At 68.2% G+C, this 26,300-nt stretch carries 22 protein-coding genes and 1 pseudogene; 19 read left to right on the top strand and 4 right to left on the bottom strand.

What is annotated here, in order from left to right; genetic code table 11:
* Nucleotides 1-37 precede the first annotated feature (37 nt).
* The 6 genes from CVV76_RS00400 to CVV76_RS00425 are packed head-to-tail and all read left to right on the top strand — an operon-like array spanning nucleotide 38 to nucleotide 6,027.
* Nucleotides 38-1,069 carry a TRAP transporter substrate-binding protein gene (locus tag CVV76_RS00400; RefSeq protein WP_102222639.1) on the top strand — a complete coding sequence of 344 codons (1,032 nt, stop codon included), beginning with the start codon at nucleotides 38-40 and terminating at the stop codon, nucleotides 1,067-1,069.
* A 14-nt stretch (nucleotides 1,070-1,083) separates the two neighbouring features.
* The gene (locus tag CVV76_RS00405; RefSeq protein ID WP_102222640.1) at nucleotides 1,084-1,620 is read left to right on the top strand and encodes a TRAP transporter small permease; all 537 of its coding nucleotides are present in this window, start codon (nucleotides 1,084-1,086) and stop codon (nucleotides 1,618-1,620) included.
* Nucleotides 1,617-2,903, top strand: coding sequence for a TRAP transporter large permease (locus CVV76_RS00410; RefSeq protein WP_102222641.1), 1,287 nt, complete (start codon nucleotides 1,617-1,619; stop codon nucleotides 2,901-2,903). Before CVV76_RS00405 ends, CVV76_RS00410 begins: the two co-directional genes overlap by 4 nt.
* Nucleotides 2,904-2,914: 11 nt before the next feature.
* A complete protein-coding gene (locus CVV76_RS00415; RefSeq protein ID WP_102222642.1) occupies nucleotides 2,915-3,454 on the top strand; it encodes a VOC family protein in 540 nt (179 codons plus the stop codon).
* 18 nt (nucleotides 3,455-3,472) lie between these two features.
* Nucleotides 3,473-4,777 carry a RuBisCO large subunit C-terminal-like domain-containing protein gene (locus CVV76_RS00420; RefSeq protein ID WP_102222643.1) on the top strand — a complete coding sequence of 435 codons (1,305 nt, stop codon included), beginning with the start codon at nucleotides 3,473-3,475 and terminating at the stop codon, nucleotides 4,775-4,777.
* Nucleotides 4,774-6,027, top strand: a complete 1,254-nt coding sequence (locus tag CVV76_RS00425; protein WP_102222644.1) for a four-carbon acid sugar kinase family protein — start codon at nucleotides 4,774-4,776, stop codon at nucleotides 6,025-6,027. The genes CVV76_RS00420 and CVV76_RS00425 overlap by 4 nt, the downstream gene beginning before the upstream one ends.
* Nucleotides 6,028-6,138: 111 nt before the next feature.
* Here CVV76_RS00425 and metH read toward each other — a convergent pair whose 3' ends face one another.
* Together metH and CVV76_RS00435 are read right to left on the bottom strand one after the other, a co-directional pair.
* On the bottom strand, nucleotides 6,139-8,868 hold the full coding sequence (gene metH, locus CVV76_RS00430; RefSeq protein ID WP_102222645.1) for a methionine synthase: 2,730 nt from the start codon (nucleotides 8,866-8,868) through the stop codon (nucleotides 6,139-6,141).
* A complete protein-coding gene (locus CVV76_RS00435; RefSeq protein WP_102222646.1) occupies nucleotides 8,865-9,917 on the bottom strand; it encodes a homocysteine S-methyltransferase family protein in 1,053 nt (350 codons plus the stop codon). The genes metH and CVV76_RS00435 overlap by 4 nt, the downstream gene beginning before the upstream one ends.
* A gap of 274 nt (nucleotides 9,918-10,191) precedes the next feature.
* On the opposite strand from CVV76_RS00435, the gene CVV76_RS00440 reads away from it, so the two are divergent.
* The 13 genes from CVV76_RS00440 to CVV76_RS25135 all read left to right on the top strand — a co-directional run bounded on the left by CVV76_RS00440 (nucleotide 10,192) and on the right by CVV76_RS25135 (nucleotide 23,754).
* Nucleotides 10,192-11,409 carry an AGE family epimerase/isomerase gene (locus tag CVV76_RS00440; protein WP_233192651.1) on the top strand — a complete coding sequence of 406 codons (1,218 nt, stop codon included), beginning with the start codon at nucleotides 10,192-10,194 and terminating at the stop codon, nucleotides 11,407-11,409.
* A 407-nt stretch (nucleotides 11,410-11,816) separates the two neighbouring features.
* On the top strand, nucleotides 11,817-12,701 hold the full coding sequence (locus CVV76_RS00445; RefSeq protein WP_102222648.1) for an AraC family transcriptional regulator: 885 nt from the start codon (nucleotides 11,817-11,819) through the stop codon (nucleotides 12,699-12,701).
* Between the two features lie 96 nt (nucleotides 12,702-12,797).
* A complete protein-coding gene (locus CVV76_RS00450) occupies nucleotides 12,798-13,718 on the top strand; it encodes an ABC transporter substrate-binding protein (RefSeq protein WP_102222649.1) in 921 nt (306 codons plus the stop codon).
* A 68-nt stretch (nucleotides 13,719-13,786) separates the two neighbouring features.
* Nucleotides 13,787-15,304 carry a sugar ABC transporter ATP-binding protein gene (locus CVV76_RS00455; protein WP_102222650.1) on the top strand — a complete coding sequence of 506 codons (1,518 nt, stop codon included), beginning with the start codon at nucleotides 13,787-13,789 and terminating at the stop codon, nucleotides 15,302-15,304.
* A complete protein-coding gene (locus tag CVV76_RS00460) occupies nucleotides 15,294-16,292 on the top strand; it encodes an ABC transporter permease (protein WP_102222651.1) in 999 nt (332 codons plus the stop codon). The genes CVV76_RS00455 and CVV76_RS00460 overlap by 11 nt, the downstream gene beginning before the upstream one ends.
* Before the next feature lie 95 nt (nucleotides 16,293-16,387).
* Nucleotides 16,388-17,119, top strand: coding sequence for an SDR family oxidoreductase (locus CVV76_RS00465; protein ID WP_102222652.1), 732 nt, complete (start codon nucleotides 16,388-16,390; stop codon nucleotides 17,117-17,119).
* A gap of 46 nt (nucleotides 17,120-17,165) precedes the next feature.
* Nucleotides 17,166-17,891, top strand: coding sequence for an SDR family oxidoreductase (locus CVV76_RS00470; protein ID WP_102222653.1), 726 nt, complete (start codon nucleotides 17,166-17,168; stop codon nucleotides 17,889-17,891).
* 189 nt (nucleotides 17,892-18,080) lie between these two features.
* Nucleotides 18,081-19,031 carry a galactofuranose ABC transporter, galactofuranose-binding protein YtfQ gene (gene ytfQ, locus CVV76_RS00475; RefSeq protein WP_102222654.1) on the top strand — a complete coding sequence of 317 codons (951 nt, stop codon included), beginning with the start codon at nucleotides 18,081-18,083 and terminating at the stop codon, nucleotides 19,029-19,031.
* 79 nt (nucleotides 19,032-19,110) lie between these two features.
* A complete protein-coding gene (locus CVV76_RS00480; protein ID WP_102222655.1) occupies nucleotides 19,111-20,637 on the top strand; it encodes a sugar ABC transporter ATP-binding protein in 1,527 nt (508 codons plus the stop codon).
* Complete coding sequence (locus CVV76_RS00485; protein WP_102222656.1) at nucleotides 20,634-21,722, top strand: ABC transporter permease; 1,089 nt, start codon at nucleotides 20,634-20,636, stop codon at nucleotides 21,720-21,722. Before CVV76_RS00480 ends, CVV76_RS00485 begins: the two co-directional genes overlap by 4 nt.
* Entirely contained in the window at nucleotides 21,719-22,711 is a 993-nt protein-coding gene (gene yjfF, locus CVV76_RS00490; protein ID WP_102222657.1) for a galactofuranose ABC transporter, permease protein YjfF, read from the top strand. The genes CVV76_RS00485 and yjfF overlap by 4 nt, the downstream gene beginning before the upstream one ends.
* Nucleotides 22,657-23,475, top strand: a complete 819-nt coding sequence (locus tag CVV76_RS00495) for a FadR/GntR family transcriptional regulator (protein WP_233192652.1) — start codon at nucleotides 22,657-22,659, stop codon at nucleotides 23,473-23,475. Before yjfF ends, CVV76_RS00495 begins: the two co-directional genes overlap by 55 nt.
* Before the next feature lie 108 nt (nucleotides 23,476-23,583).
* On the top strand, nucleotides 23,584-23,754 hold the full coding sequence (locus tag CVV76_RS25135; protein ID WP_199178471.1) for a hypothetical protein: 171 nt from the start codon (nucleotides 23,584-23,586) through the stop codon (nucleotides 23,752-23,754).
* Nucleotides 23,755-23,777: 23 nt separating this feature from the next.
* On the opposite strand, the pseudogene CVV76_RS25655 reads toward CVV76_RS25135, so the two are convergent.
* Both CVV76_RS25655 and CVV76_RS00510 read right to left on the bottom strand, forming a co-directional pair.
* A pseudogene (locus CVV76_RS25655) lies at nucleotides 23,778-24,044 on the bottom strand (tripartite tricarboxylate transporter permease); the annotation flags it as partial.
* A gap of 965 nt (nucleotides 24,045-25,009) precedes the next feature.
* On the bottom strand, nucleotides 25,010-26,173 hold the full coding sequence (locus CVV76_RS00510) for a TDT family transporter (RefSeq protein ID WP_102222660.1): 1,164 nt from the start codon (nucleotides 26,171-26,173) through the stop codon (nucleotides 25,010-25,012).
* Nucleotides 26,174-26,300 lie beyond the last annotated feature (127 nt).

Below are 26,300 nucleotides of genomic sequence, written 5' to 3' on the forward strand. Positions count from 1 at the left end.
ATCGTGGCCCGGCGACCGGATCGGGGAGGATCGGGGAATGACCAGGGAGGCGATGTCCCGCAGGGGCTTTCTTCAGACATCGGGGTTCGCGGTGGCCGGGGCGACCGGCCTTGCCACGCTTGGGCTGCCGCGCCATGCGCTGGCCGCGGGCACAACGCTGCGTTACGGCCACATGAACTCGCCCACCAGCATCAACGGGCAGCAGGCGGTCTGGTTTTCCGAGGCGGTCAAGACAGCCTCTGGCGGCGAGGTCGATATCCAGGTGTTCCCATCGTCGCAGCTGGGCTCGATCAAGGAACTGGCCGAAGGCGTCTCGACCGGGGCGGTTCCGATCTCGCACAACACCGCGGGAGCGCTGGCACCGCTTTACGCGCCGATCGCGGCGCTCGACACGCCCTACCTCTACCGCGATGTGGATCACCTGATGAAGGTGGTCGACACCGCCTCGCCGGTGATGGAGGGGATCAACAAGGGGCTGATCGAAAAGGCCGGGGTGCGGGTGCTCTATGCCTTCTACTTCGGCACGCGGCAGCTTTCGGCGAACGTGGCGGCCAAGTCGCCCACCGACCTCAAGGGGGTGAAGATCCGCGCGATCCCCTCGCCGATCTACCTGACCACGGTCGAGGGGCTGGGCGCCGTACCGGTGCCGGTGGACTGGTCGGAGGTGCCGACCGCGCTGGCGACCGGGGTCGTATCGGGGCAGGAGAACCCGGTCAACGTGGTGCTCGACAACAAGCTCTACGAGGTGCAGTCGCACCTGATGCTGACCGGCCATATCCGCGCGGCGGAGCTGGTCGTGATGAACGAGGACCAGTACCAGATGCTGTCGCCAAAGGCGAAGGAGGCGATCGCGGAGGCCGCCGACACCGTGCGTGCCCGGGCGTCGAAGGCCACGCTGGACGCCGAGGCCTCGGATCTTGCCGCCCTGAAGGACAAGGGGATGACGGTGATCGGCCCTGACAGCGGGCTGGATCTGGCCGCCTTCAAGACCTCGGTGAAGGCGCTGGTCGAGAAGAAGTTCGGCGACCAGTACGGCGATCTCTACAAGCAGATCGCCGCGGTCAGCTGAGGCCGGGGGCAAAGATGCCGAGATCCGCCTTGCCCCCCTTGCCCGAACGGCTGCTGTCGCGGGTGACGGGGGGGATGCTGTGGCTGGCGCTGGTCATGCTTCTGGGCCTGACCGCGCTGGTGATCCTGCAGGTGCTGGCGCGCAACCTGCTCGACCTCGGGCTGCCCTGGGCGGACGAGCTGTCGCGCTGGTTCGGGATCGCGCTGGTATTCCTCGCGGTGCCGCGGCTGCTGCTGGAAGAGCGCCACATCGCGATGGATCTCGTGCCCGCGATGCTGCCCCGGGCGGGGCAATGGGCGCTGGCGACGCTGGGGCGGCTCGCGCTGATCGGCTTCGCGGGGGTCATGCTGTGGGCGCTGTACCGCTTCCTTCTGCGCGCCGGGCGCTTCGGCACCCCCGCGCTGGGGATCCCAAACACCCTCTTCTACCTGCCGCTGGTGCTGGGCTTTGCCCTCGTCGCGCTGATCGCGGCATGGCGACTGGTGCATGCGCCTGCGCGGGATGCTGCCCGCGAGGCGGAAGACGAAACCCTGCCGGAGCCGGACGCGTGACCCTGACCCTGCTTGTCCTCTTTGCCGCGATGCTGGTCATCGGGCTGCCGGTGGCGGTGTGCCTGGGGCTGTCGTCGGCCATCGTCGTGCTGGCCTGGCACCTGCCGGTGACGGTGCTGGCGCAGCGGCTGGCCAATGCGCTCGACTCGAGCCCGCTGCTGGCGGTGCCGCTGTTCATCTTCGCGGCGAACCTCCTCGGCGTCACCGGCGTCACGCGCCACCTCTTCGACCTGGTCCGCCTCGTCGTCGGGCGGGTGCGGGGCGGCGTGGCGCAGGTGAGCGTGCTTGTCAGCCTCGTGTTCTCGGGCATCTCGGGGGCGGCGCTGGCCGATATCGGCGCGCTGGGGGGCATCCAGATCCGGATGATGCGCGAGCAGGGCTACAAGGACGGGTTCGCCGCCGGCATCACCATGGCCGCCGCCACCATCGGGCCGATCTTTCCGCCCTCGATCCCGATCATCATCTTCGCCACGGCGACCAATGTCTCGGCCGTGCGGCTGCTGCTGGCGGGGATCGTGCCGGCCCTCCTGATCGCGGTGCTGCTGATGGCGCAGGTCGGCCTCATGGCGCGGCTCTGCAAGCTGCCGCGCGACACGATGGTGCCCGGCCTTGCCGCAATCGGCCGCAAGTTCGTGATCTCTCTGCCTGCGATCCTGGCGCCCGTCCTGCTGATCGGCGGGCTGATGAGCGGGTATTTCGGCCCGACGGAGGTGGCGGGCGTGACCGTGGCCTACGCCATCCTGATCGGCGTCTTCCTCTACCGCGATCTCAGCTGGCGCTCCTTCCTGCGCGCGGGCCTCGACACGGTAGAGGCCACGGCGAGCGTTCTTTTCATCGTCGCAAACGCCGCGCTTTTTGCCTGGGTACTCACGGTGGACCGGGTGCCCGCTCTGGTGTCCGAGGCGCTCTCGGGGTTCGAGGCCTCGCCGCTGGCGCTGATGCTGATCCTGAACCTCTTGTTGCTGGTCGTGGGGATGTTCCTCGATTCCATCGCCGCGATCCTGATCATCGCGCCGATCGTGACGCCCGCGCTGGTGCACGCCGGGATCGACCCCCTTCAGATCGGCATCGTCTTCGTGCTGAACCTGATGATCGGCCTGCTGACGCCCCCGGTGGGGATGAGTCTCTACATGGTGTCGATCATCGCGAAGATGCCGCTTCACCGCGTGATCCGGGGCGTTCTGCCCTTTCTCCTGCCGCTGCTTCTGTCGCTGCTGGCGGTCACGCTTTTCCCGGCGATCGCGACGTGGTTGCCCAACCTTCTCTTCAAGGGACCGAACTGAGGACAGACCTGATGAGCAGATTTCTCGGACAGATCCGCCAGCTGGGCTATGTCGTGCCGGATATCGAGGCGGCGATGGCCCACTGGTCAGACGTGATGGGGGTGGGGCCGTGGTTCTACAACCCCAAGGTGCCGATCGAGGGCTACCAGTACGACGGCCAATCCCATGTGCCGCACAACTCGGTCGCGCTGGCCAATTCCGGCTTTGTCCAGGTCGAGCTGATCCAGACCCGTAACGACGTGCCTTCGATGTACCGCGATTTCCAGCAGGCGGGGCACACGGGTCTTCAGCACGTCGCCTACTGGACGCAGGATTTCGACGCAGATCTTGCGATGATGGAGGCGCGGGGCTTCACCGTGAAGATGGGTGGCACGGTGGGTGCGAACGGCCGCTTCGTGTATTTCGCCGAGGAAATGCACCCGGGCACGGTGATCGAGCTGTCCGAAGTGGTGGGCCCCAAGGGCCGGATGTTCGACACGATACGCGCGGCCTCCGAGGGTTGGGACGGGGCCGATCCGGTGCGTCCCTTCCCCTCGCTGGTCGAGGCCTGAGCGGGGCGAGGCGCGACGATGGAGCGGATCACCGCGACCTACCTTCTGGAGACGCCCGAGCCGGTGGAGAAAGTCGCCGGGATGATGGCGGGGGAGCAATCCTCGGGCACGTTCGTGCGCGTCGCGGGCGAGACGGACGAGCTTCGCGCCCGCACCGCAGCCGAGGTCCTGTCGATCGAACCGCAGGACGAGACCGCGGCGCCCGCGCTGCGCTCCGCCTGGTTGGAGCGGCGCGGCGCGCGGGGGCCGTGGCGCCGCGCGCTGGTGCGGATCGCCTATCCGGCGGGGAACATCGGCCGCAACCTGGCCACGCTGGCGGCCACGGTGTCGGGGAACCTCTATGATCTGGGCGAGGTGACGGGGCTGAAGCTTCTGTCGCTCGATCTGCCTTCGGCCTACCGCGCGCGCTATCCCGGCCCCGCGCAGGGCATCGCGGGAACCCGATCCGCCATCGGGGTGGCGGGGCGGCCCGTCTTCGGTACGATCATCAAGCCCAACGTGGGGATGCGCCCCGAAGAGATCGCCGCGCTGGTCGACACGCTCTGCGCCGCTGGGGTCGATTTCATCAAGGACGACGAGGTTTGCGCCAACCCCGATTGCGCGCCGCTGGCCGCGCGGGTTCCGGCGGTGATGGCGGTGATCCGCAAGTGGCGCGAGCGCACCGGGCGGCAGGTGATGATGGCCTTCAACATCACTGACGAGACCGACGCCATGCGCCGCCATGCCGACCTCGTCCTGGCCGAGGAGGGCAGCTGCGTGATGGCAAGCCTGAACTGGTGCGGCCTCTCGGGGATCGAGACGCTGCGCGCCCACACGCCGCTGGCGCTCCATGGCCATCGCAACGGCTTCGGCGCGATGAGCCGCCATCCGCTGCTGGGCATGGCATTCCCGGCCTATGGCGCGCTTTTCCGGCTGGCGGGGGTGGATCATCTGCATGTCCACGGGCTTGACGGCAAGTTCGTGGACCTGCCCGGCGAGGTGAGGGAGGCCGCGCGGTTCTGCCTTGCCCCCCTGGCGGACGGTCTGCCCGGCGGTCGCTCCGACGGTTGCCCCGACGGCGGCTCCGACGACCGCGTGATGCCCGCGTTTTCCTCGGGGCAGTGGGCGGGCACGCTGCCGCAGACCTTCGCCGCGGCAGGGTCGGCGGATTTCATGTTCATGTGCGGTGGGGGCATCCTTGCCCACCCGGGCGGGCCCGCTGCCGGCGTGGCCTCCCTGCGCGAGGCGTGGGAGGTGGTGGCCGGGGGCGGCGCGCTGGAGGAGGGGGCGAGGACCCGCCCTGCGCTGGCCGCCGCGCTCGGGTTCTACGGGGGGCTGCATTGAGCGGCGGCATCGTCTTCATCGGTGACGATTTCACCGGCGCCTCGGACAGCCTGTCGACCTATGCCCGCGCCGGCCGTGCCACGAGGCTGCGGCTGGATCCCTGGCAGGGGGAGAGCGAAGGCGCGGTGGAGGTGACCGGCTTCGCGACCGACCTGCGCTCGCGCACGCCGGAGGAGGCCGTGGCGGTGATCGGCAGGCTCTGGCCCGAGGTGGCCCGGCTGGCGCCGCGGATCCTGCATTACAAGGTTTGCTCGACCTTCGATTCCGCGCCGCGGGTTGGCTCCATCGGGGCGGCGGTCGCGGCGCTTTCGGCACGCTTCAGACCGGACGTCACGGCGATCATCGGCGGTCAGCCCAGCCTCGGGCGCTATTGCGCCTTCGGCACGCTCTTTGCCCGGGGCCCGGACGGGGCGATCCATCGCATCGACCGGCACCCGATAATGGCCCGCCACCCGGTCACGCCGATGGCCGAGGCCGACCTTGCGCGCCACCTCGCCGCGCAGGGGCTGACCGGGGTGGTCGGGGCCACCCTGCCGGAGCTGGGCGAAACCCATGCGCTGGCCGCGCGGCTTCGCGCCGGGCCGGTGCTGTTCGACGCTACCGGGCCAGGTGACCAGGTTCGGATCGGCACCGCGCTGGCGCGTGCCGGGGGGCGGCAGCTGATCGTCGGGGCAAGTTCGGTCGCCGAGATCCTGGCGCCGGGGACGGGACGGGCGACCGCGCCGGATCCGCCGACCCCACCGCTGCCGCCTCCGCCTCCGCCTCCGGGCAGGGCGGTGGTGATCTTTGCGGGCAGCCGGTCCTCGGTCACCGCGCGGCAGGTGGCGGCGGCGACCGGGTTCCGCCGCGTCCCCCTCGACCCTGCAACGCTGGCTAGGGGCGCACCGCCCGTGCCGGCAGTGCAGGCGCTGGCCGAGGGGGTTCCGCTTCTCCTGCACCTGCTGCCCGAGGCCGCCTACGACCGCGGGCCGGGGGAGATCGCGGATCTGGCGGCGGCGCTGCTCGCGCGGCTCTGCGCGGGTCCTGCGCCGGGCTGGCTGGGGCTGGCGGGGGGCGACAGCTCCAGCCGCGTGGTCGCGGGTCTGGGCTTTTCGGCGCTGGAGTTCGTGCAGCCCCTGGCGCCGGGCGTCGCGCTTTGCGCGGCCCGCCACCCCGACCCGGCGCGCGACGGCATGCGGATCCTGCTCAAGGGCGGGCAGCTTGGGCCGGACGATCTTTTCGACCGGTTCCGCGGGTTGGCGGAGGGATAGGAAAGGCGGCGTCCCGGCGCTGGGGCGGGACGGAGAGGCCGCTTGCGTATTTGGGGAACAATGAAAGGGCAGGAGGTTCCCCCCGCCGTGCACGCGGCGGGGGAAGTGGGGTCAGGCGGCGGCCTGCTTTTCGCCCGTGCCGGGGATGTAGTTCAGCACCGGGGCGAGCCAGCGCTCGGCCTCTTCCACGCTGATCCCCTTGCGGTCGGCGTAATCCGCGACCTGGTCGCGCTCCACCTTGCCGACGCCGAAGTAATAGCTGTCGGGATGGCCGATATAGAGGCCCGAGACGGAGGAGCCGGGCCACATCGCCATGCTTTCGGTCAGCTTGACGCCGGTCGTTTTCTCGGCGTCAAGCAGCGCGAAGAGCGTGGTCTTCTCGGTGTGGTCGGGCTGGGCGGGGTAGCCCGGCGCCGGGCGGATGCCGGCATAGGGTTCGGCGATCAGTTCCTGCGGATCGAAGGCTTCATCGGGGGCGTAACCCCAGTAGTCCCGCCGCACGCGCTGGTGCAGCATCTCGGCCATCGCCTCGGCGATCCGGTCGGCCAGCGCCTTCACGAGGATCGCGCCGTAATTGTCGTTGGCCTTGTCCATCTTCTCGGCGATCGCGGCCTCTTCCGGGCCCGCCGTCACGACGAAGCCGCCGACGTGATCGGCGCCCTTGCCCTCGGGCGCCACGAAATCCGACAGCGCCACGTTCGGGCGGCCGTCGCGTTTCGAGGTTTGTTGGCGCAGCGTGTGCAGCGTGGCGCGGGTCTCGGCCCGGTCCGCATCCGCATACAGCCTGATGTCGTCGCCCACCGTGTTGGCGGGCCAGAAGCCCACCACGGCGCGGGGGGTGAACCACCGCTCGGCGATGATCTTTTCCAGCATCTCCTGCGCATCGGCGAAGAGGGCGCGGGCGGCCTCGCCCTGCTTCTCGTCGTCGAGGATCTTGGGGTAGACGCCGCGCATCTCCCAGGTCTGGAAGAACGGCGTCCAGTCGATGTAGGGCGCGATCTCGGCCAGGTCCCAATCCTCGATCACCTTTGTCCCGGTGAAGGAGGGGGCCTTGGGCGCATAGCCGTCCCAGGCCAGCTTCAGCGCATTGGACCGGGCCGTCGCGAGGGGAAGGCGGTTCTTGGCCCGCTCGCCACGCTCGTGCCGTTCGGCCACGTCGGCGTAATCGGCACGGATCCCCTCGACGTAGTCGAGCTTTTGCGACGGGTTCAGCAGCGCGCCCACCACGCCTACGGCGCGGCTGGCATCGGTCACGTAGACCGCCTGACCCCTGGTGAAGCGCGGCGCGATCTTGACGGCCGTATGGACCTTCGACGTGGTCGCCCCGCCGATCAGCAGCGGGATCTCGAAGCCTTCACGCTCCATCTCGGCGGCCAGATGCACCATCTCGTCGAGGGACGGCGTGATCAGGCCCGAGAGGCCGATGATGTCCACCTCTTCCTCGCGCGCCACTTGCAGGATCTTCTGCGGCGGGACCATGACGCCCAGATCGACGATCTCGTAATTGTTGCAGGCCAGCACGACGCCCACGATGTTCTTGCCGATGTCGTGGACGTCGCCCTTCACCGTGGCCATCAGGATCTTGCCCGCCGACTGGCGGCCCTCGCCGCCATTAAGACGCTTTTCCTCTTCCATGTAGGGCAGGAGGACGGCGACGGCCTGCTTCATCACGCGGGCCGACTTCACCACCTGCGGCAGGAACATCTTGCCCGCGCCGAAGAGGTCGCCGACCACGTTCATACCCGCCATCAGCGGGCCCTCGATGACATGCAGAGGGCGCTCGGCCGCCGCGCGCGCGGTCTCGGTGTCTTCCTCGATGAACTCGGTGATGCCGTTGACGAGGGCATGTTCCAGCCGCTTCTCGACCGGCCAGTCGCGCCACGCGAGGTCCCGCACCTTCTCCTCGCGCTTGTCGCCGCGGTAGCGTTCGGCGATGTCGAGCATGCGTTCGGTCGCGGTGCCGCCGGCCTTGGGCGTGCGGTTCAGCACGACGTCCTCGCAGGCCTCGCGCAGCTCGGGGTCGATCTGGTCGTAGACCGCCAGCTGCCCCGCGTTGACGATGCCCATGTCCATCCCCGCCTGAATGGCGTGATAGAGAAACACGGCATGCATCGCCTCGCGCACGGTTTCGTTGCCGCGGAAGCTGAACGACAGGTTCGACACGCCGCCCGAGACATGGGCATGCGGCAGGTTCTGGCGGATCCAGCGCGTCGCCTCGATGAAGTCGACGCCGTAATTGTCATGCTCCTCGATGCCGGTGGCGACGGCAAAGACGTTGGGGTCGAAGATGATGTCCTCGGGCGGGAAGCCGATCTCCTCCACCAGGATCTTGTAGGCGCGGGCGCAGATCTCGGTCTTGCGCTGGTAGGTGTCGGCCTGGCCTTTCTCGTCGAAGGCCATCACCACGACCGCTGCGCCATAGGCCATGCAAAGGCCCGCATGGTGGCGAAAGGCGTCCTCGCCCTCCTTCAGGCTGATGGAATTCACCACCGACTTGCCCTGAACGCATTGTAGCCCGGCCTCGATCACCTCCCACTTTGAGCTGTCGATCATCACCGGCACGCGGGCGATGTCCGGTTCCGACGCCACGAGGTTCAGGAACTCGATCATCGCCTGTTTGGAATCGATCAGCCCCTCGTCCATGTTGACGTCGATGATCTGCGCGCCGTTTTCGACCTGATTGCGCGCGACCTCCAGCGCCGCGGCATAGTCGCGGTTGACGACCAGCTTCCGGAAACGGGCAGACCCGGTGACATTCGTCCGCTCGCCCACGTTCACGAAGGGAATGTCGGGCGTCAGGACAAAGGGTTCGAGGCCGGAGAGACGAAGGTAACGGGTCATACGGGCAGTTTCCTCGGGGCGAAGGGGGCCACCGCCTCGGCAATGGCCTTGATGTGGTCGGGGGTCGTGCCGCAGCAGCCGCCGACGATGTTGACGATGCCCTCGCGGGCGAAGTCGGCGACCTGCGGGGCGGTGTCGTTCGGCCCCTCGTCGTATTCGCCGAAGGCGTTGGGCAACCCTGCGTTCGGATAGGCGCAGGTGAGCGAGGTCGCGACCGAGGCGATCTCGGCCATGTGCGGCCGCATCGCCGATGCGCCAAGCGCGCAGTTCAGCCCCACGCTGAAGGGACGGGCATGGGCGACCGAGTGCCAGAAGGCGGTGGGCGTCTGGCCCGACAGCGTGCGCCCCGAGGCATCGGTGATGGTGCCCGAAATCATGATCGGCAGGCGCTTGCCCGCGCGGGCGAAGGCCTCGAAGGCGGCGAAGATCGCGGCCTTGGCGTTCAGCGTGTCGAAGATCGTCTCGATCAGGATCAGGTCCGATCCGCCTTCGATCAGCCCGTCGATCTGCTGGCCGTAGGCCATGCGCAGGTCATCGAAGCTGACGGCGCGGTAGCCCGGGTCGTTCACGTCGGGGCTGATGGAGGCCGTCCGGTTCGTCGGCCCCACGGCACCGGCGACAAAGCGCGGGCGCCCGTCCTCGGCCGTGGCGCGATCGGCCGCGCGGCGCGCCACCTGCGCGCCCGCGACGTTGAGGTCGTGCACCGCCGCCTGCATCCCGTAATCGGCCTGCGCGATCGTGGTGGACGAAAACGTGTTGGTTTCCATGATGTCCGCCCCTGCCATGGCAAAGGTGAACTGGATGTCCTCGACCGCCTGCGGCTGGGTCAGCGACAACAGGTCGTTGTTGCCCTTCTGCGGGTGGTCCGAATGGTGGCGGCAGCCGGGGCCGTGGACATGACCTTCACCCGCACCGGTGAAATCCTCCTCGGTCATGTTCAGCGTCTGGATCATCGTCCCCATCGCCCCGTCGAGGATCAGGATCCGCTCGGCCGCGAGGGCGCGGAGCGTGGCGAGGGATGGAGCATCGGGAAGGGAGAAGTTCAGCATCGGTCACGTCCGGGTCTTGGGATAAGCTTGAAATATAGGGCGTCATGTACATGAGTAAAATTGAATGTTGTTGGTGAATTTTATGAATCTGGCTCAAGTTCGATTTGGCGCTGCCAGAGGATACCCCCCCCGTTCTCCGCCGCGTTTCACGCACCCTTCACGCGATCGGACCGGGCGGTTAACCTGCCGCTGCGCGTCTTTCGCGCGCCAGTCCAGACGAGCGAGGAGCGTCCCGATGACCGTCCCCCCAGCCCCAGGAATGCCCCCCTCAGGAATGCCGCCCTCCGGAACCGGTCTTGCCGACCCGGCCCGCACGGCCGCCATGAAGCGCGGCGCGCGGCGTCAGCTTGCCTTCTTCCGCGCAAGCCTGACATCGGACGGGCGGTTCGATGTGCTCGACCTCGATGGCCGCCCGATCCCGGGCCAGCCGCAGGAGCTGATCACCACCACGCGGATGGCGCATTCCTACGCTCTGGGTCAGCTTGCCGGGGCGCCGGATTGCGCCGAGGTGGTCTCGGCCGGGATCGACGCGCTGCTCGACCGCCACCGCGATCCGGCGCATGGCGGTTATGTCTGGTCCTTCGGCCCCGACGGTCCGCTAGCCGGCGAGAAGCTGGCCTATGGGCACATGTTCGTGCTGCTGGCCGCGGCCAGCGGGATGGCGGCGGGGCACCCCCGGGCGGGGGCCCTTCTCGACGACATCAGCGACGTGATCGACCGTCACTTCTGGGACGAGGACGCGGGCCTGATGCGCGAGGAGTTCCACCGCGACTGGTCGCGCCTGTCGGGCTATCGCGGGATGAATGCCAACATGCACGGGGTCGAGGCACATCTCTCGGCCTATGAGGCGACCGGGGACAGGGTGTTCCTCGACCGCGCGGGGCGGATCCTCGGCTTCTTCACCGGGCGAATGGCGCCGGCCCATGGCGACCGACTGCCCGAACATTACACCGAGAACTGGGAGGTCGACCGGGCCTACAGCGGCGACCCGATGTTCCGCCCCGCCGGCACCACGCCGGGCCATTCGTTCGAACTGGGGCGCCTACTGATCCAGCACTGGGATCTTTCGGGCCGGCCCGCCACCGATGCGCCGGCGCTCGGGCGCCGTTTGATCGCGCGGGCGCTTGCGGATGCCTGGCTGCCCGAAGGGGGTGTGGCCTACACGCTCGATTTCGACGGTAAGGTGGCGGTGCGCAACCGCTACTGGTGGCCGGTGACCGAGGCGATCGGTGCGGTGGCTGCGCTGATGAAGCTGGGGCCCGGGCCCGAGGATGCCGCCTGGTACGACCGCCTGTGGGACGTGGCCGAGCGCCTGTTCATCGACGCTGCGCGCGGCGGCTGGTTCCCCGAGGTGGATGCCGCAGGCCGCCCCGACGCCACCCAGTTCACCGGCAAGCCCGACATCTATCACGCGCTCCAGGCCGAGCTTTACCCGCTCTGCCCCGCGCCCTCGGGCTATTACGAAGGGGTGAAGGGGCTCCTTGCCGCCTGATCGACCCGGGGCGCCTTCGACCCCGGGAACAGCATGACGGGCGGCGAAAAAGTATGACATGCGCCATGCGGGCCCGGCGCCGCGATCCGCGCCGCCGCATCGCGGGATCTTCGTGAAACTGGGCGGTTTTCCCTTGAAACATTGGGGCTGTCGCTGCGACGCGGCATCGCGCCCGGCGGAAGGGCGCCCCTGCATCCCGGCCCGCATCCAGACCGGCCCGGCAGGGCTGCGCATTTTGATCGCCGCGCGCGTAAAAAAAGTATCAACATAAATCGCGTGGTGAGGTAGCCCGGGCCGCGATTCTGAGCTTATCGTGAGGCAGACGTGAAGGACCGGGGGGCGGGGAGGCTCCGCGGCCGGGCGGGGGGGCAGAGGCCGCCGCCCGGGCGTCGTGGGAGGATAAGGCGATGCAACCCGACTTGGAGCTGGTCCACATCCGCAAGGGCGAATCCTTCGCCGCTTGGATGCATGGCTACCCGTTCCGGACGGTGCGCTGGCACTACCATCCCGAATATGAGATCCACCTTGTCGCCGCGACCTCCGGCAAGTTCTACGTCGGCGACTATATCGGCGATTTCGGCCCCGGCCAGCTGATCGTGACCGGCCCGAACCTGCCGCAGAACTGGATCAGCGAGATCGAGCCGGGCGAGGTGGTGCCCGCGCGCTCCCTCGTGATCCAGTTTCCCGCCTCCCTTGTCGAGGCAGCCGCCGAAAGCCTGCCTGAGATGGAGGCGATCACGCCACTGCTCGAACGCAGCCACCGCGGCCTTCTGTTCGATGCCGCCACCAGCGCCACGATCCGCCCGCGGATGGAGGCGCTTATCGAGGCCCGCGGCCTGCGCCGACTCGCGCTGTTCTGGGAGATCCTCGACATCCTTGCCACCGCACCCGAGCCCGAGGTGCTGGCCAGCCTGAGCTACGAGCTCGACCTCAGCGCAATCAACGAGGGCGGGGTGAACCGGGCCATCGCCTACCTCCGCGAACACCTGACCGACGCGGTGGGAGAGCGCGAGCTGGCCGCCATGGTGGGCCAGAGCCAGAGCGCCTTTTCCCGCGCCTTCAAGCGCCACACCGGCAGCACGCTGGTGCGCTACAAGAACCAGCTTCGGGTCGATCTGGCCTGCCAGATGCTGCTGACGCAGCCTGACGCGAAGGTGGCCGAGATCTGCTACGACGTGGGGTTTTCGAACCTGTCGAATTTCAACCGTCATTTCCTGAAGCTCAAGGGCATGTCGCCCACGCAGTTCAGGGCGACCTTCGCGGCGAACGGAGAGCTGGCCGCGGCGGAATAGGGCATCGCACCTAACGGACTTCAAGCAATTCAGGCGGCATGCAGCCGTCTGTCAACGGGCAGGGATTGCCTGCCGACACCATAACGGGAGGACGCAATGAAAGGGACATGGAAGCTGGCCGGAGCGGCGGCGATGGGCGTTGCGCTGGCCGCCGCGCCGGCGCTGGCACAGGACAAGGCGCCGCTGAAGATCGGGATGACGTTCCAGGAGATGAACAACCCCTACTTCGTGGCGATGCGCAAGGCGCTGGAGGCGGCGGCGAAGGAGATCGGGGCGACCGTCATCACGACCGACGCCAACCACGACATCGCCAAGCAGACCTCGGACGTCGAGGACATGCTGCAGAAGGGGATCAACATCCTGCTGGTCAACCCGACCGATTCCACCGGCATCGAGAGCGCGGTGAAGGCGGCCAAGGACAAGGGCGTGATCGTGGTCGCGGTGGACGCCAACGCCAAGGGCCCGGTCGACACCTTCGTCGGCTCGAAGAACCGCGACGCGGGGTTCGAATCCTGCACCTACCTGGGCAAGACGCTGGGCGGCAAGGGCGAGGTCGCGATCCTCGACGGGATCCCGGTCGTGCCGATCCTCGAACGGGTCGAGGGCTGCAAGGCGGCGCTGAAGAAATTCCCCGACATCAAGCTGGTGGACACCCAGAACGGCAAGCAGGACCGGTCGATCGCGCTCGGCGTGACCGAGAACATGATCCAGGCCCATCCGAACCTGAACGGGATCTTCTCGGTCAACGACGGCGGTGCGATGGGCTCGCTCGCCGCGATCCAGGAAAGCGGCAAGGACATCAAGCTGGTGTCCGTCGATGGCGCGCCCGAGGCGGTGAAGGCGATCCAGAAGGGCGGGCCGTTCATCGAGACCACGGCGCAATACCCTGCCGACATGGTACGGATCGCGCTCGGCCTCGCGATGTCGATCCACTGGGGCGCCAAGGCGGTGCCGAAGTCGGTGCCGATCGAGGTGAAGGTCGTCGACAAGTCGAACGCCGCCGATTTCCACTGGTAAGCGCGGCCCGGGCGCCCGGTTCGCGCCGGGCGCCCCCATCACGACACGCCGGCCACGGAGGGACGGAAATGCTGGAACTCAGGGGGATCGAGAAAAGCTTCGTCGGCGTGCGGGTGCTGCACGGCGTCGATCTGGAGGTGCGCGCGGGCGAGGTGCACGCGCTTCTGGGCGAGAACGGCGCCGGCAAGTCGACGCTGATGAAGATCCTGTGCGGGATCCTGCGTGCCGACGCGGGCACGATCCGGGTCGACGGGACAGAGCGCCACTTTGCCGATTACGACGCGGCGATCGAGGCGGGGATCGGCATCGTGTTCCAGGAATTCAGCCTCGTGCCCTATCTGAACGCGGTCGAGAACATCTTTCTCTCGCGCGAGATCCGGGGCCGTTTCGGCCTGATGCGACGGCGCGAGATGAAGGCGCGGGCGCGTGCCATCCTCGACCGGCTGGGCATCGACATGCCGCTTGACGTGCCAGTCGGGCGGCTGTCGGTGGCCGAGCAGCAATTCGTCGAGATTGCCAAGGCGCTGGCGCTGGACGCGCGTCTTCTGGTGCTGGACGAACCCACCGCGACCCTGACGCCCGCGGAGGTGGAGCACCTCTTCAAGGTGATGCGCGAACTGCGCCGAAACGGCGTGGCGATCATCTTCATCTCGCACCACCTCGAAGAGATCTTCGAGATCTGCGACCGCATCACCGTGCTGCGTGACGGAGCCTTCGTGGGGCTGCGCGAGACCGCGGAGGTCGATATCGACACGCTGGTCGAGATGATGGTGGGCCGGCGGATCGAGAACAGCTTTCCCGCCCGGGGCGAGGTTTCGCAGGAGGCGCGCAAGGTGCTCGAGGTGCCGCGCGTGCAGTTGCGCAAGGGCGGGCCCGTCTCGTCCTTCCATCTGCGCGCGGGCGAGATCCTGGGCTTCGCGGGTCTCGTGGGTTCGGGCCGATCCGAGACCGCGCTGTCGATCCTTGGCGCCTACCCGGCGGCGGCCTGCGAGGTGCGGATCGACGGCGCCGAGGTGCGGCTGCGCGACCCGGCCGAGGGGCTGGCGCGCGGCATCGGCATGCTGCCCGAAAGCCGCAAGGAGCAGGGGCTGATCACCTCCTTCTCGGTGATGCAGAACATCTCGCTCAACAATTATCGCAAGTACCGCCGGTCGAACGGCCTCATCGACCGGAAGAAGGAGCTTGCCTGCACGAAGGACGTGATGGCGCGGGTGGGCGTCAAGGCCTCGGGGCCGGAGGCGCGGGTCGACACGCTGTCGGGCGGCAACCAGCAGAAGGTAGTGATCGCGCGGTGGTTGAACCACGACACGCGGGTCCTGATCTTCGACGAGCCCACCCGCGGGATCGACGTCGGCGCCAAGGCCGAGATCTACCAGCTCATGCGCGAATTCACCGCGCAGGGCTTCGCCATCATCATGATCTCGTCCGAACTGCCCGAGATCATCGGGATGTCGGACCGGGTCTGCGTGTTCCGCTCCGGCGGGATCGTGGCGACGGTCGAGGGGGCGCGGATCAATTCCGAGGACATCATGACACAGGCGACGACCGGAAAGGTCGAGACGGGGAGGATGGATCATGTCGCATGAGGCGAACGACGCGGCGGCGGTGAAGCGGTCCGGCGGCAGCGGGCTGAGCGGACGGGTCAGCCTGTCGTGGCTGATCCACTCGCCGCTGGCGCTGCCGCTGGCGGGGCTGATCGCGGTCTCGGTCCTGATGGGGATCGCCAGCGACAATTTCTTTACCGTCTCGAATATCTTCAACGTGCTGCGGCAGGTGTCGATCGTCGGCATCCTTGCCGTGGGGATGACCTTCGTCATCCTGACCGGCGGGATCGACCTGTCGGTCGGCGCGGTGATGGCGCTGGCCGGCACGATCAGCGCGGGGCTGATGGCGAACATGGGCCTGCCCGGGCCGCTGGGCCTGCTGGCGGGCCTGGGCATCGGGGTGCTGTTCGGGCTTTTCAACGGGGCGCTGGTGGCCTGGGGCAAGATGCCCGCGATCATCGTCACGCTGGCCACCATGGGCGTCGCGCGGGGCCTCGGGCTCATCTACTCCGGCGGCTACCCGATCAGCGGTCTGCCGGACTGGATCTCGTGGTTCGGGATCGGGCGTATCTGGACGGTACCGGTGCCGGTCGTCGTGATGCTTGCGATCTACGCGCTGGCCTGGGTGCTGCTGCAGCGCACCGCCTTCGGCCGCCATGTCTATGCCATCGGGGGCAACGCCGTCGCGGCGCGGCTCTCGGGGGTCAAGACTCAGCGGGTGACGCTGGCGGTCTACGCGATCTCGGGGCTCACCTCGTCGCTTGCCGCGGTGATCCTGACCGGCCGGCTGATGAGCGGCCAGCCCAACGCCGGCGTGGGGTTCGAGCTGGACGCCATCGCCTCGGTCGTCCTCGGCGGCACGGCGATCGCCGGCGGGCGGGGGCTGATCCTCGGCACGCTGATCGGGGCGGTTCTGCTGGGCATCCTCAACAACGGGCTGAACCTGATGGGGATCAACCCCTACCTGCAGGACGTGATCAAGGGTCTCATCATCCTGCTGGCGATCTACATCGGGCGCGAGTGGCGCTGAGGCCGGCCCGCGCTTTTCCCTCATCGGGGCCGCCGGGTGGCGGCCCCTCAACGGCGCGTCCCGGACGCGGGTTTCCGAACAGAAGGAGCAAGAACATGGCAAGTTCACTTGAGGGCCGGATCGCGGTCATCACCGGGGCGGCCTCGGGCATCGGGCTGGCGACGACGAAGGCGCTTCTCGCCGGTGGGGCGACGGTGGTGATGGTCGACTGGAACGCGGCCGAGCTGGAGAAGCTGACGGCCGGGCTGGGCGATCGGGCGGTGGCACAGGTGACCAACCTGATCGATCCGGAAAGCTGCGGCCGGATGATCCCCGAGATCCTGGCCAAGGTCGACCACATCGACATCCTCTACTGCAACGCGGGCACCTACATCGGCGGTGACCTGACCGAAACCGACGGCCCCACCATCGACCGTATGCTGACCCTCAACGTCAACGCGGTGATGAAGAACGTCCGTGACGTGGTACCCCACATGATCGAGCGCGGCACCGGGGACATCGTCGTCACCTGCTCCATCGCCGGGCATTTCCCGACCTACTGGGAACCGGTCTATTCCGGCTCCAAATGGGCGATCACCTCCTTCGTGCAGGGTATGCGGCGGCAGATGATCCCGCACGGGGTGCGGGTGGGGCAGGTCTCGCCCGGGCCGGTGGTCTCGGCCCTTCTGGCCGACTGGCCGGAGGAGAACCTGCGCAAGGCGCGCGAGAGCGGCAGCCTGATCGAACCCGAGGAGGTGGCCGACGCGGTGGTCTACATGCTGACCCGCTCGCGCAACGTGACGATCCGCGACATGATCGTTTTGCCCACCAACTTCGACCGGGTCTGAAGGTGACGGGTCTGGGGTGGCGGGCCTAGGAAGGGGAGGCATCAAGATGCAGTTTTCAGGCAAATCCGTGGTCATCACCGGCGCGGGCAAGGGCATCGGCCGGGCCTGCGCCGAGGTGATGGCCGCGCGGGGCGCCGAGGTGGTGGCGCTCAGCCGCACCCAGGCCGATCTCGACGCGCTGGCGGCCGAGTTGGGGGCGCGGACGATCCGCGTCGACCTGGCGGATCCTGCGGCGGCCCGGGCGGCGATGGCCGAGGCGGGCGCCTGCGACTACCTGGTCAACAGCGCGGGGACAAACGTGCTGGAAAGCGTGCTCGACATGACCGAGGCGGGCTATGATGCGGTGCTGGGCATCAACCTGCGCGCCGCCCTGATCTGCTGCCAGGAATTCGCCAGGGCCCGGATCTCGGCGGGCGGCGGGGGGGCGATCGTCAACATCACCTCGATCGCAGGGCACCGCGGCTTTCCCGATCACCTGTGCTACGCCGCCTCCAAGGCGGGGCTGGAGGGGGCCACGCGTGTGATGGCGAAGGAGTTGGGCCCGCATGGCATCCGCGTCAACGCGGTGGCGCCGACCATAACCCTGACGGAACTGGCGGCGGTGGCGTGGAGCGACCCGGCCAAGAGCACGCCGATGCGGGTGCGCCATCCGCTCGACCGCTTCGCCGAAGCCGCCGAGGTGGCCGAAGCCATCGCCATGCTGCTGTCGGCGGACGCGGCCATGGTCACCGGCGCGGTGCTTCCGGTCGACGGCGGATTCCTCGCCGTCTGAGTGGGGGCTCAGCCCGCCCCCTGCGATACCGATCATCATGCACTCGGTGCCAGCAGGCGCCCGTTTCCCCCCCCGGTCTCCGGGCCGGGGCCGAAACTTTGCAACCTTGGCGGTCGTTCCTGCTTTACAAAGATAATAAAGTAATACTTAATGAAGGCCGGTTGGAGGACCGAGTCTAGGGAGGACATCATGAAAATACTCAAGACGCTGTTGATCAGCGCGGCCGTTCTGCTGCCCGCATCCGCCATGGCCAAGACCGTGGGCTTTTCGCAGATCGGATCGGAATCCGGCTGGCGCGCGGCCGAGACGGCGGTGACCAAGTCGGATGCCAAGAAGGAAGGCGTCACGCTGAAATTCGCGGATGCCCAGCAGAAGCAGGAAAACCAGATCAAGGCGATCCGCGGCTTCATCGCGCAGGGCGTCGACGCGATCTTCCTCGCGCCGGTCGTGGCCACCGGCTGGGACGAGGTGCTGGGCGAGGCGAAGGACGCCGACATCCCGGTGATCCTGCTCGACCGCAAGGTCGACGCGCCGAAGGACCTGTACATGACCGCCGTCACCTCGGACACGGTGCACGAGGGAGAGGTCGCGGGCGACTGGCTGAAGAAGGCCGTGGGCGGCAAGCCCTGCAAGGTGGTGGAGCTTCAGGGCACCACCGGCGCCTCGGTCACCATCGACCGCAAGAAGGGTTTTGCCGAGGCGATCGCGGATGCGTCCAACATCAAGATCATCCGCAGCCAGACCGGCGATTTCACCCGCGCGCAGGGCAAGATCGTGATGGAAAGCTTCCTCAAGGCCGAGGATGGCGGCAAGGACATCTGCGCGCTTTACGCCCATAACGACGACATGGCGCTGGGGGCGATCCAGGCGATCAAGGAAGCCGGGCTGAAGCCGGGCAAGGACATCAAGATCGTCTCGGTCGACTCGGTCCCCGACATGCACCTTGCCATCGCCCACGGTGAATCGAACGCCACGGTGGAGCTGACGCCCGACATGGCCGGGCCGGCCTTCGAGGCGCTCAAGGCCTACTGGAAGGACGGCACCATGCCGCCGAAGTGGATCCAGACGAAATCCACCCTCTACACCCAGGACAGCGACAACATGGCCGCCTACGAGCGCAAGAAGGACCTGGGCTACTGATCCCCTCGCCGGGCGCACCAGCTGCGCCCGGCCTTCCGGCATGGGGCCGGACGGGCCAGGGTTCACGAAGGGGGACATCATGCAGACGGACACGCGGCCCGTGCTTCACGCCACGGGCATTTCCAAGTTCTTTCCCGGGGTGATCGCCCTCGACGACGTCGAGCTGGCACTTTATCCCGGCGAGGTGCACGCGCTGCTGGGCGAGAACGGCGCGGGCAAGTCGACGCTGATCAAGTGCCTGACCGGCGCCTACGGGCGCGACGGCGGCACGATCACGCTCGACGGGCAGGAGATCGACCCGCGCGACCCGCTATCGAGCCAGGAAGCGGGCATCGGCACGGTCTACCAGGAGGTGAACCTGTTGCCGAACCTCTCGGTTGCCGAGAACCTTTTCCTCGGGCGCCAGCCGCGTCGCTTCGGCATGATCGACCAGCGTCGGATGGTGCGCGACGCCCGCGGGATCCTGTCCGAATACGGGCTGGAGGTCGACCCGGCGCGGCTGTTGTCGAGCTATTCCATCGCCGTGCAGCAGATCGTGGCGATCGCCCGCGCGGTGGAGCTTTCGGGTAAGGTGCTGATCCTCGATGAACCCACGGCCAGCCTCGACCGCGACGAGGTCCAGCTGATGTTCTCGGTGATCCGCCGGCTGACGGCGCGGGGCCTCGCCGTGGTCTTCATCACCCATTTCCTCGATCAGGTGCAGGAGATCTGCGACCGCGCCACGATCCTGCGCAACGGTCGCGTCGTCGGCACGCTGAAGCTGGCCGAGGCCTCGCGCACCGACATCGTGACCATGATGCTGGGCCGTCAGCTGGAGGAGGTGACCCGCCATCCCGACCGCGGCGTTCCGGGCGAGGTGCTCTTGTCGCTCAGGGGCTTCGGCCGCCGCGGCGCGATCGAACCTTTCGACATGGACCTGCGCGAAGGCGAGGTGGTGGGGCTTGCGGGCCTCTTGGGATCGGGCCGCAGCGAGACCTGCAACGCGGTCTTCGGGGCCGACCCCGCCGACCGGGGCGAGGCCCGGCTGCGCGGCGCGCCCCTGGGCCTTTCGAACCCGCGCGCCGCGATCCGGCAGCGCTTCGCGCTGTGTCCCGAGGACCGCAAGACCGACGGTATCGTCGGTGAGCTGTCGGTGCGTGAGAACATCATCCTGTCGCTGCAGGCACGCCAGGGCTGGTTCCGCCCGCTGCCGCGCGCCCGGATCGAGGCGATCGCCGAGCATTACGTCAAGGCGCTCGACATCCGGCTGGCCAGCCTCGACACGCCGATCCGCCTGTTGTCGGGCGGCAACCAGCAGAAGGCGCTGCTGGCACGGTGGCTGGCGACCGACCCGGCGCTTCTGATCCTCGACGAGCCGACGCGCGGCATCGACGTCGGCGCGCATGCCGAGATCATCGCGCTGATAGAGCGGCTCCGGGCCGATGGCATGGCGCTTCTGGTCGCCTCGTCCGAGATGGAGGAACTGGTCGCCTATTCCACCCGCATCGTGGTGCTGCGCGACCGCCGGCAGGTGGGCGAGCTGGCGGGCGGCGAGATCTCTCCCGCCGCCATCGTGCGCGCGATCGCGGCCGAAGAGGGCGCGGCGAAAGAGGAGGTGCTGGCATGATCCTGACGACACTTCGCCGGGTGGCGCCACAGCTGATCATCCTCGCGCTGGTGCTGCTTCTGAACTTCGCGATGTTCCCCGGGTTCTTCCGGGTCGAGATGCATAACGGCCGGCTGTTCGGCAACCTGATCGATGTGCTCAACCGCGGGGCGCCGGTGGCGCTCCTGTCGGTGGGGATGACGCTGGTGATCGCCACCCGGGGCATCGACCTGTCGGTGGGGGCGGTGATGGCGATTGCCGGGGCGGTCGCGGCCTCGGTCGTGACCGGCGGGTCGGACTGGGTCGTCGCGGTGCTGGCGGCGCTGGGGGCGGGGGCCCTGTGCGGGCTGTGGAACGGGGTGCTGGTCGCGGTGCTGCGGATTCAGCCGATCGTGGCGACGCTGGTGCTGATGGTCGCGGGGCGCGGCATCGCGCAGCTGCTGACCCATGGCGCGATCCTGACCTTCAACGATCCCGGCCTCGTGCGGCTGGGCGGCGGGACGATCCTGCACGTGCCGACCCCGATCTGGATCTGGATCGTGCTGGCGGTCGTGGTGGGCCTCGTGGTGCGCCGCACCGCGCTCGGCCTCCTGATCGAGGCCACGGGCATCAACGAACGTTCCGCCCGGCTGGCGGGCATCAATGCGCGCGTCCTGCTGATCGCGGTCTACCTGGTCACGGGCCTTTGTGCCGCGCTGGCGGGGATCGTGGTGGCCGGCGACATCCGCGGGGCGGATGCCAACAACGCGGGCCTGTGGATGGAGCTCGACGCGATCCTTGCGGTGGTCATCGGGGGCAACTCGCTGCTTGGCGGGCGGTTCTCGATCACCGCGTCGCTGATCGGGGCGCTGATCATCCAGTCGGTGAACTCGGCCATCCTGCTGTCGGGCATGCCGGTGGAGTTCAACCTGGTGATCAAGGCGCTTATCATCATCGCCATCCTGGTGATCCAGTCGCCGCGGGTGAACCACGCGCTCTACCTGCTCCGCGCCTCGTCCGGGGCCTTTTCGCCGGGCGCCTCGCGCGGTGCCTCCACACCCCGAAATACCGCACCCCGAAGCGCCGCGAGCCGCACCGACCACACCACCGAGGAGGGCCGGCCATGAGGCATTCCACCAAGCTGCCGCTCTACATCACCATCGCGACCTTCCTGCTGGCCTATGCGCTGTGCATCGCCGAGTACCCGTCGATGCTGTCCACGCGGGTGGTGGCGAACCTGCTGACCGACAACGCCTTTCTCGGCATCACTGCGGTCGGCATGACCTTCGTCATCCTGTCCGGCGGGATCGACCTGTCGGTGGGATCGGTCATCGCCTTCACCGGGGTGTTCCTCGCGGTAGTGCTGCGCGATACCCATATCCACCCGCTGGCGGCCTTCGTGATCGTGCTGCTGATCACCACGCTGTTCGGGGCCGCGATGGGGCTGATCATCCACTACCTGGAGATGCCGCCCTTCATCGTCACGCTGGCGGGGATGTTCCTGATGCGCGGCCTCGCCTACGTGCTGTCGACCGATTCCGTGCCGATCGACCACGAGTTCTACGGCTGGCTCCAGTCGCTCTACTGGAAGGCGCCCGGCGGCGGACGGTTCCGGATCACCGGCCTGCTGATGGTGCTGACCTTCGCAGGCGCGATGCTGGTGCTGCACCGCACCCGGTTCGGCCGCAACGTCTATGCCATCGGCGGATCGGCCCAGACGGCGCAGCTGATGGGGGTGCCCTGTGCACGCACCACCGTCCTGATCTACGCCGTCTCGGGCGGGCTGGCCGGGCTGGCGGGCATCGTCTTCTCGCTTTATACCTCTGCGGGCTACTCGCTTGCGGCGGTCGGCACGGAACTTGACGCGATCGCCGCGGTCGTGATCGGGGGCACGCTTCTGACCGGGGGCAGCGGTTTCGTCGCAGGCACGTTCTTTGGCATCATGATCATGGGGCTGATACAGACCTACATCGTCTTTGATGGCACGTTGTCGAGTTGGTGGACCAAGATCGTGATCGGCGTCCTGCTGTTCACCTTCATCATGCTGCAGAAGGGACTTGCTTGGGTAACGACGGGACGCATCCCGCGGGCGAGCGCATCCGCCGCGCGATCATGAACCTGGCCACGGCGGGGGGCCTGTCGGACCGTGCCTCCAACCACACCGCCTTCGTGGTGGACCGGCTCGGTCTGTCGATCGTGTCGGGCGAATACCCCGAGCGCACGATGATCCCGCTCGATCCCGACCTGGAGGAGCTGTTCGGCGTTTCCCGTACCGTCATCCGCGAGGCCAAGAAGACGCTGATCGCCAAGGGCCTGCTGGTGTCCAAGGCGAAGGTCGGCACCCGGGTCTGTCCCGCCGCGGAATGGAACATGTTCGACCCGGACGTGCTGCGCTGGCACACGATGCAGCGGCGGCCCGACAAATTCCTGGCCGAGATGTTCGAAATGCGGCTGATCGTCGAACCCGCTGCCGCGGCCTCGGCCGCGGGGCATGCGGGGCGGGGCGATTGCGTCGCGCTTTCGCGCCATTGCGATGCGCTGGAAGAGGCAGCGACGCGGGCCGAGTTCGCGATCGCGGATCTCGAGTTTCACAAGCTGATCCTGCATCTCTCGGGCAACCGCTTCCTGCAATCGCTGGGCGACCTGGTGCAGACCGCGCTCTATTCCCTGCTGGCGAGCGAGGCCGAGGCCGTATCCCGGACGGGCGACGCCCCGCGCAGCGCGCGGGACTTCGCCGAGGTCGTGGCGCGCCACCGCGAGGTGGTGCAGGCGATCGAGGCGGGCGACGCCGAGGCGGCGCGCCGTGCCATGGCGGCCGTGCTGGAAGGTGCGCGCGATGAATTGCTGCGCTCCCGCGGACAACGCGGCGCGGGGGGATGAGCGGCCGGCCGATCCCCCGAAATTCCGACCCTTAGAAGTACAGCGAGGACTGCTCCGCCGGGGCGTAGATCCTCTGGAAGTAGAGCGGCTTTCCCCCGGGTCGTGTGGGTGCGCGCGTCGACCTGGAAGCAGGTGGCGCCGCAGGGCAGCGAGAAGAGCGCGGCCTGCCGGTCGGCCAGCCGTATGCAGGTGGCGACATGGGGGCCGCGCACCGCCTTCACGCCCACGGTCTTTTCCACGATCGTGCGCACGTCCCACATCGACTGGTTCCGCATGTAGGTCCCGGGGATGCACAGCACCATGACCGGCCGTAGGATCCGCGACCGCGGCACCCGTGCGAACCGCACCCAGAGGCTGAGCCCGATCCGCCCGATCGCAAGGTGGATGCCGTTGGCAAGGATCATCGAGGCGAAAAGCGCATAGATCGGGTCGCCCTGCTGCTGCAGCATGAACGGCCCCAGCGCGGACAGCACCGCGACCGAGGCAAGGCCATAGATCGCCGCCCCGCCCGGCAGCAGGTGGGCCTTGCCCTCGGGCGGCATCCGCAGGGCGTGGCGGTCGGCGAACATCAGCGCGGCTGAGTCCGTCAGGCAGGAACCGCGCCTACATCTTCCGCACCGCCGAGAACAGCCGCGCCGCGATTTTCGAAGCGATCCGCCGCCGCCATACCTACGGCACCACCGGGCCGCGCGCCTTCATCGACCTCGGTCTCGACCTGCCCGGGGGCGGCACGCTTTTCCTGCGCAACCCCCAAGCCCCGCCCGGTTGCGCGCGCGAGGAGGTCAAATCCTGCACCATGGGCGATATCGTCCGGGTCGGCGGTGACAGCGGCACACTGCGGCTGAAGGTGGCGGCGCCGGTCGGGATCGAAAGCATCGAGCTTCGGGTCGGGACCGACGTCATCCACCGCCTGCGCCCCTACGACGCGACGGCGCTCGGCAACCGGGTGCGGGTGGTGTGGGCCGGGGCGGAATACCGCGGCCGCGGGCGGAACACGCTGTGGCAGGGCAGCGCGCAGGTGACGGGCGCGCGTCTCACCGGCCTCACCCCGGTCAACCGCCTGAACCCGGAACTGGAACTACGCCAGGTCGGGGCGTCGCAGGCGCTCTGGCGCCCGGTCACTACGGGCAATCGGATGGGGTTCGACGTCATGCTGGACCGCATCGAGGGCAGTGCGGTGAGCGTTCAGACCAACCACGACGCCCTGCATGTCGTCGCGCCCGCGGAACTGGGCTGCGACCCGGTCATGCTGGAGGCCGCCGGGCTGGAGCGGCGGCTCTGGATCCAGCGCCTGCCCGACGCGCCGCTGGCGCGTACGGTGAAACTGACCTGCGAGGTGTCGGCTGCGGCCACCGGCGATACCCCGGTCTGGATCCGTGTCACCTTCGAGGATGGCAACCAGGACTGGACAAGCCCGCCCACCTGTGCCGCGACTGATCCGGTCGGGGATGGGCGCCACGATGCCGCGCCCATCCCCCGTGACGTTCGCCATGCCCCGCGGCAGAGGCCGGCGGGGCATGGGGGAGGGCGGCGCTCAGACCGCGTCGCTTTCGAAATGTGCCGACCACGGGCCGCTCTTGCGACAGGGCGAGTCGAACAGCACACCGGTCAGGGCGCCGTGCAGGGTGCGGCTGGCGACGATCGCCCAGAAGATTGCAAGGCAGGTCGCCAGCACGCCGCCCACCACCGAGAAGAGCGCGAAGTGCGTGGCCCCGGCCAGCGCCAGCGTCGCCAGCGTGTAGACGGCCAGCGGGAAGGTGAAGCCCCACCAGCCGAGGTTGAACGGCAGCCCCTCGCCGGTCATGTAGCGTGCGGTCTTCAGCACCGCGAGCGACAGCCACCACACTCCGTAGCCCCAGAGCATCAGCCCGCCGAGGATCCCCACCCCCTGCGCCACCGGGCCGACCGCCGCCAGCCCCTGGGCGGCCAGAACCGCCGGCGCGTCCTTGCCCAGCGACACGAGGCCCAGCGACCCGGTGCCGATCGGTCCCAGCGCCAGCCAGCCCGACACACCGAGGTCGCGCCCCGGCAGCCGGTGCAGGGCAAGGCGCAGGAACAGCACGACCAGAACGCTCATCGCCAGCGGCACCGAGTAGGCCCAGAGCACGTAGCTGAAGATCAGCACCGTGTAGGCCGCGGCGGGCGCAAGATGCGGCACCAGCAGCGCGCCGCTGGCCGCCGTGACCTCTGCCGCGACGATCGGCAGAAGCCAAACCGCCGTCATCCGTTCGAACCCGTGGTCCTGACGGGTGAACATGAAGTAGGGAATCGCCAGCCCGCAGATCAGGGCCATCGCGGCGTCGATCCACCACAGCACGGTTGCGATCCCGACCGCGGCGGGGCCGATCCGGTCGATCCCGAAGGCAAGGAAACCGTTGGCGATGGTGGCAAGCCCCATCGGGATGGCGCCGAAGAACATCGACATCACCGGGTGACGGAAGATCCGCACCGCCTCGTCCGGGAACATCGCCCAGCGGGCGAGGTAGAGCGCCGAGAACGCGGTGAACAGCACGATGTTGACCATCCACAACACTGCCGAGACCTCGTGCAGGCCGGGGATCCGCAGCGGGTAGAGGTTGAGCACGAGGGCAAGCGCGCCGGTCCCCATGGTTACGGTGAACCAGTTCGGCGTGAAGTCGCGGATCACCCGGGTCAGCCCCGTGCTGGCGGCCCCCGGGGCGGTATCGGCAAGTGACATGGTAAGCATCCTCTTGGTTGGTCCCGGGAGCTGGCCCGGCCCTTGCGCAGAGAGGTAGCGGTGGTCAACCAATCTATCCAATGCATTGTTTAGATCAAACCAATCTGCAATGAAGATTGAAAGCAAG

Source organism: Acidimangrovimonas sediminis (assembly GCF_002871005.1).
Classification (GTDB): domain Bacteria; phylum Pseudomonadota; class Alphaproteobacteria; order Rhodobacterales; family Rhodobacteraceae; genus Acidimangrovimonas; species Acidimangrovimonas sediminis.

Excerpts from the sequence above, each read along its gene's own strand:
- CVV76_RS00400 (WP_102222639.1), top strand. The coding sequence starts at position 38 with ATGACCAGGGAGGCGATGTCCCGCAGGGGCTTTCTTCAGACATCGGGG.
- CVV76_RS00405 (WP_102222640.1), top strand. The coding sequence starts at position 1,084 with ATGCCGAGATCCGCCTTGCCCCCCTTGCCCGAACGGCTGCTGTCGCGG.
- CVV76_RS00415 (WP_102222642.1), top strand. The coding sequence starts at position 2,915 with ATGAGCAGATTTCTCGGACAGATCCGCCAGCTGGGCTATGTCGTGCCG.
- CVV76_RS00420 (WP_102222643.1), top strand. The coding sequence starts at position 3,473 with ATGGAGCGGATCACCGCGACCTACCTTCTGGAGACGCCCGAGCCGGTG.
- metH (WP_102222645.1), bottom strand. The coding sequence starts at position 8,868 with ATGACCCGTTACCTTCGTCTCTCCGGCCTCGAACCCTTTGTCCTGACG.
- CVV76_RS00435 (WP_102222646.1), bottom strand. The coding sequence starts at position 9,917 with ATGCTGAACTTCTCCCTTCCCGATGCTCCATCCCTCGCCACGCTCCGC.
- CVV76_RS00440 (WP_233192651.1), top strand. The coding sequence starts at position 10,192 with ATGCCGCCCTCCGGAACCGGTCTTGCCGACCCGGCCCGCACGGCCGCC.
- CVV76_RS00445 (WP_102222648.1), top strand. The coding sequence starts at position 11,817 with ATGCAACCCGACTTGGAGCTGGTCCACATCCGCAAGGGCGAATCCTTC.
- CVV76_RS00450 (WP_102222649.1), top strand. The coding sequence starts at position 12,798 with ATGAAAGGGACATGGAAGCTGGCCGGAGCGGCGGCGATGGGCGTTGCG.
- CVV76_RS00455 (WP_102222650.1), top strand. The coding sequence starts at position 13,787 with ATGCTGGAACTCAGGGGGATCGAGAAAAGCTTCGTCGGCGTGCGGGTG.
- CVV76_RS00460 (WP_102222651.1), top strand. The coding sequence starts at position 15,294 with ATGTCGCATGAGGCGAACGACGCGGCGGCGGTGAAGCGGTCCGGCGGC.
- CVV76_RS00465 (WP_102222652.1), top strand. The coding sequence starts at position 16,388 with ATGGCAAGTTCACTTGAGGGCCGGATCGCGGTCATCACCGGGGCGGCC.
- CVV76_RS00470 (WP_102222653.1), top strand. The coding sequence starts at position 17,166 with ATGCAGTTTTCAGGCAAATCCGTGGTCATCACCGGCGCGGGCAAGGGC.
- ytfQ (WP_102222654.1), top strand. The coding sequence starts at position 18,081 with ATGAAAATACTCAAGACGCTGTTGATCAGCGCGGCCGTTCTGCTGCCC.
- CVV76_RS00480 (WP_102222655.1), top strand. The coding sequence starts at position 19,111 with ATGCAGACGGACACGCGGCCCGTGCTTCACGCCACGGGCATTTCCAAG.
- CVV76_RS00485 (WP_102222656.1), top strand. The coding sequence starts at position 20,634 with ATGATCCTGACGACACTTCGCCGGGTGGCGCCACAGCTGATCATCCTC.
- yjfF (WP_102222657.1), top strand. The coding sequence starts at position 21,719 with ATGAGGCATTCCACCAAGCTGCCGCTCTACATCACCATCGCGACCTTC.
- CVV76_RS00510 (WP_102222660.1), bottom strand. The coding sequence starts at position 26,173 with ATGTCACTTGCCGATACCGCCCCGGGGGCCGCCAGCACGGGGCTGACC.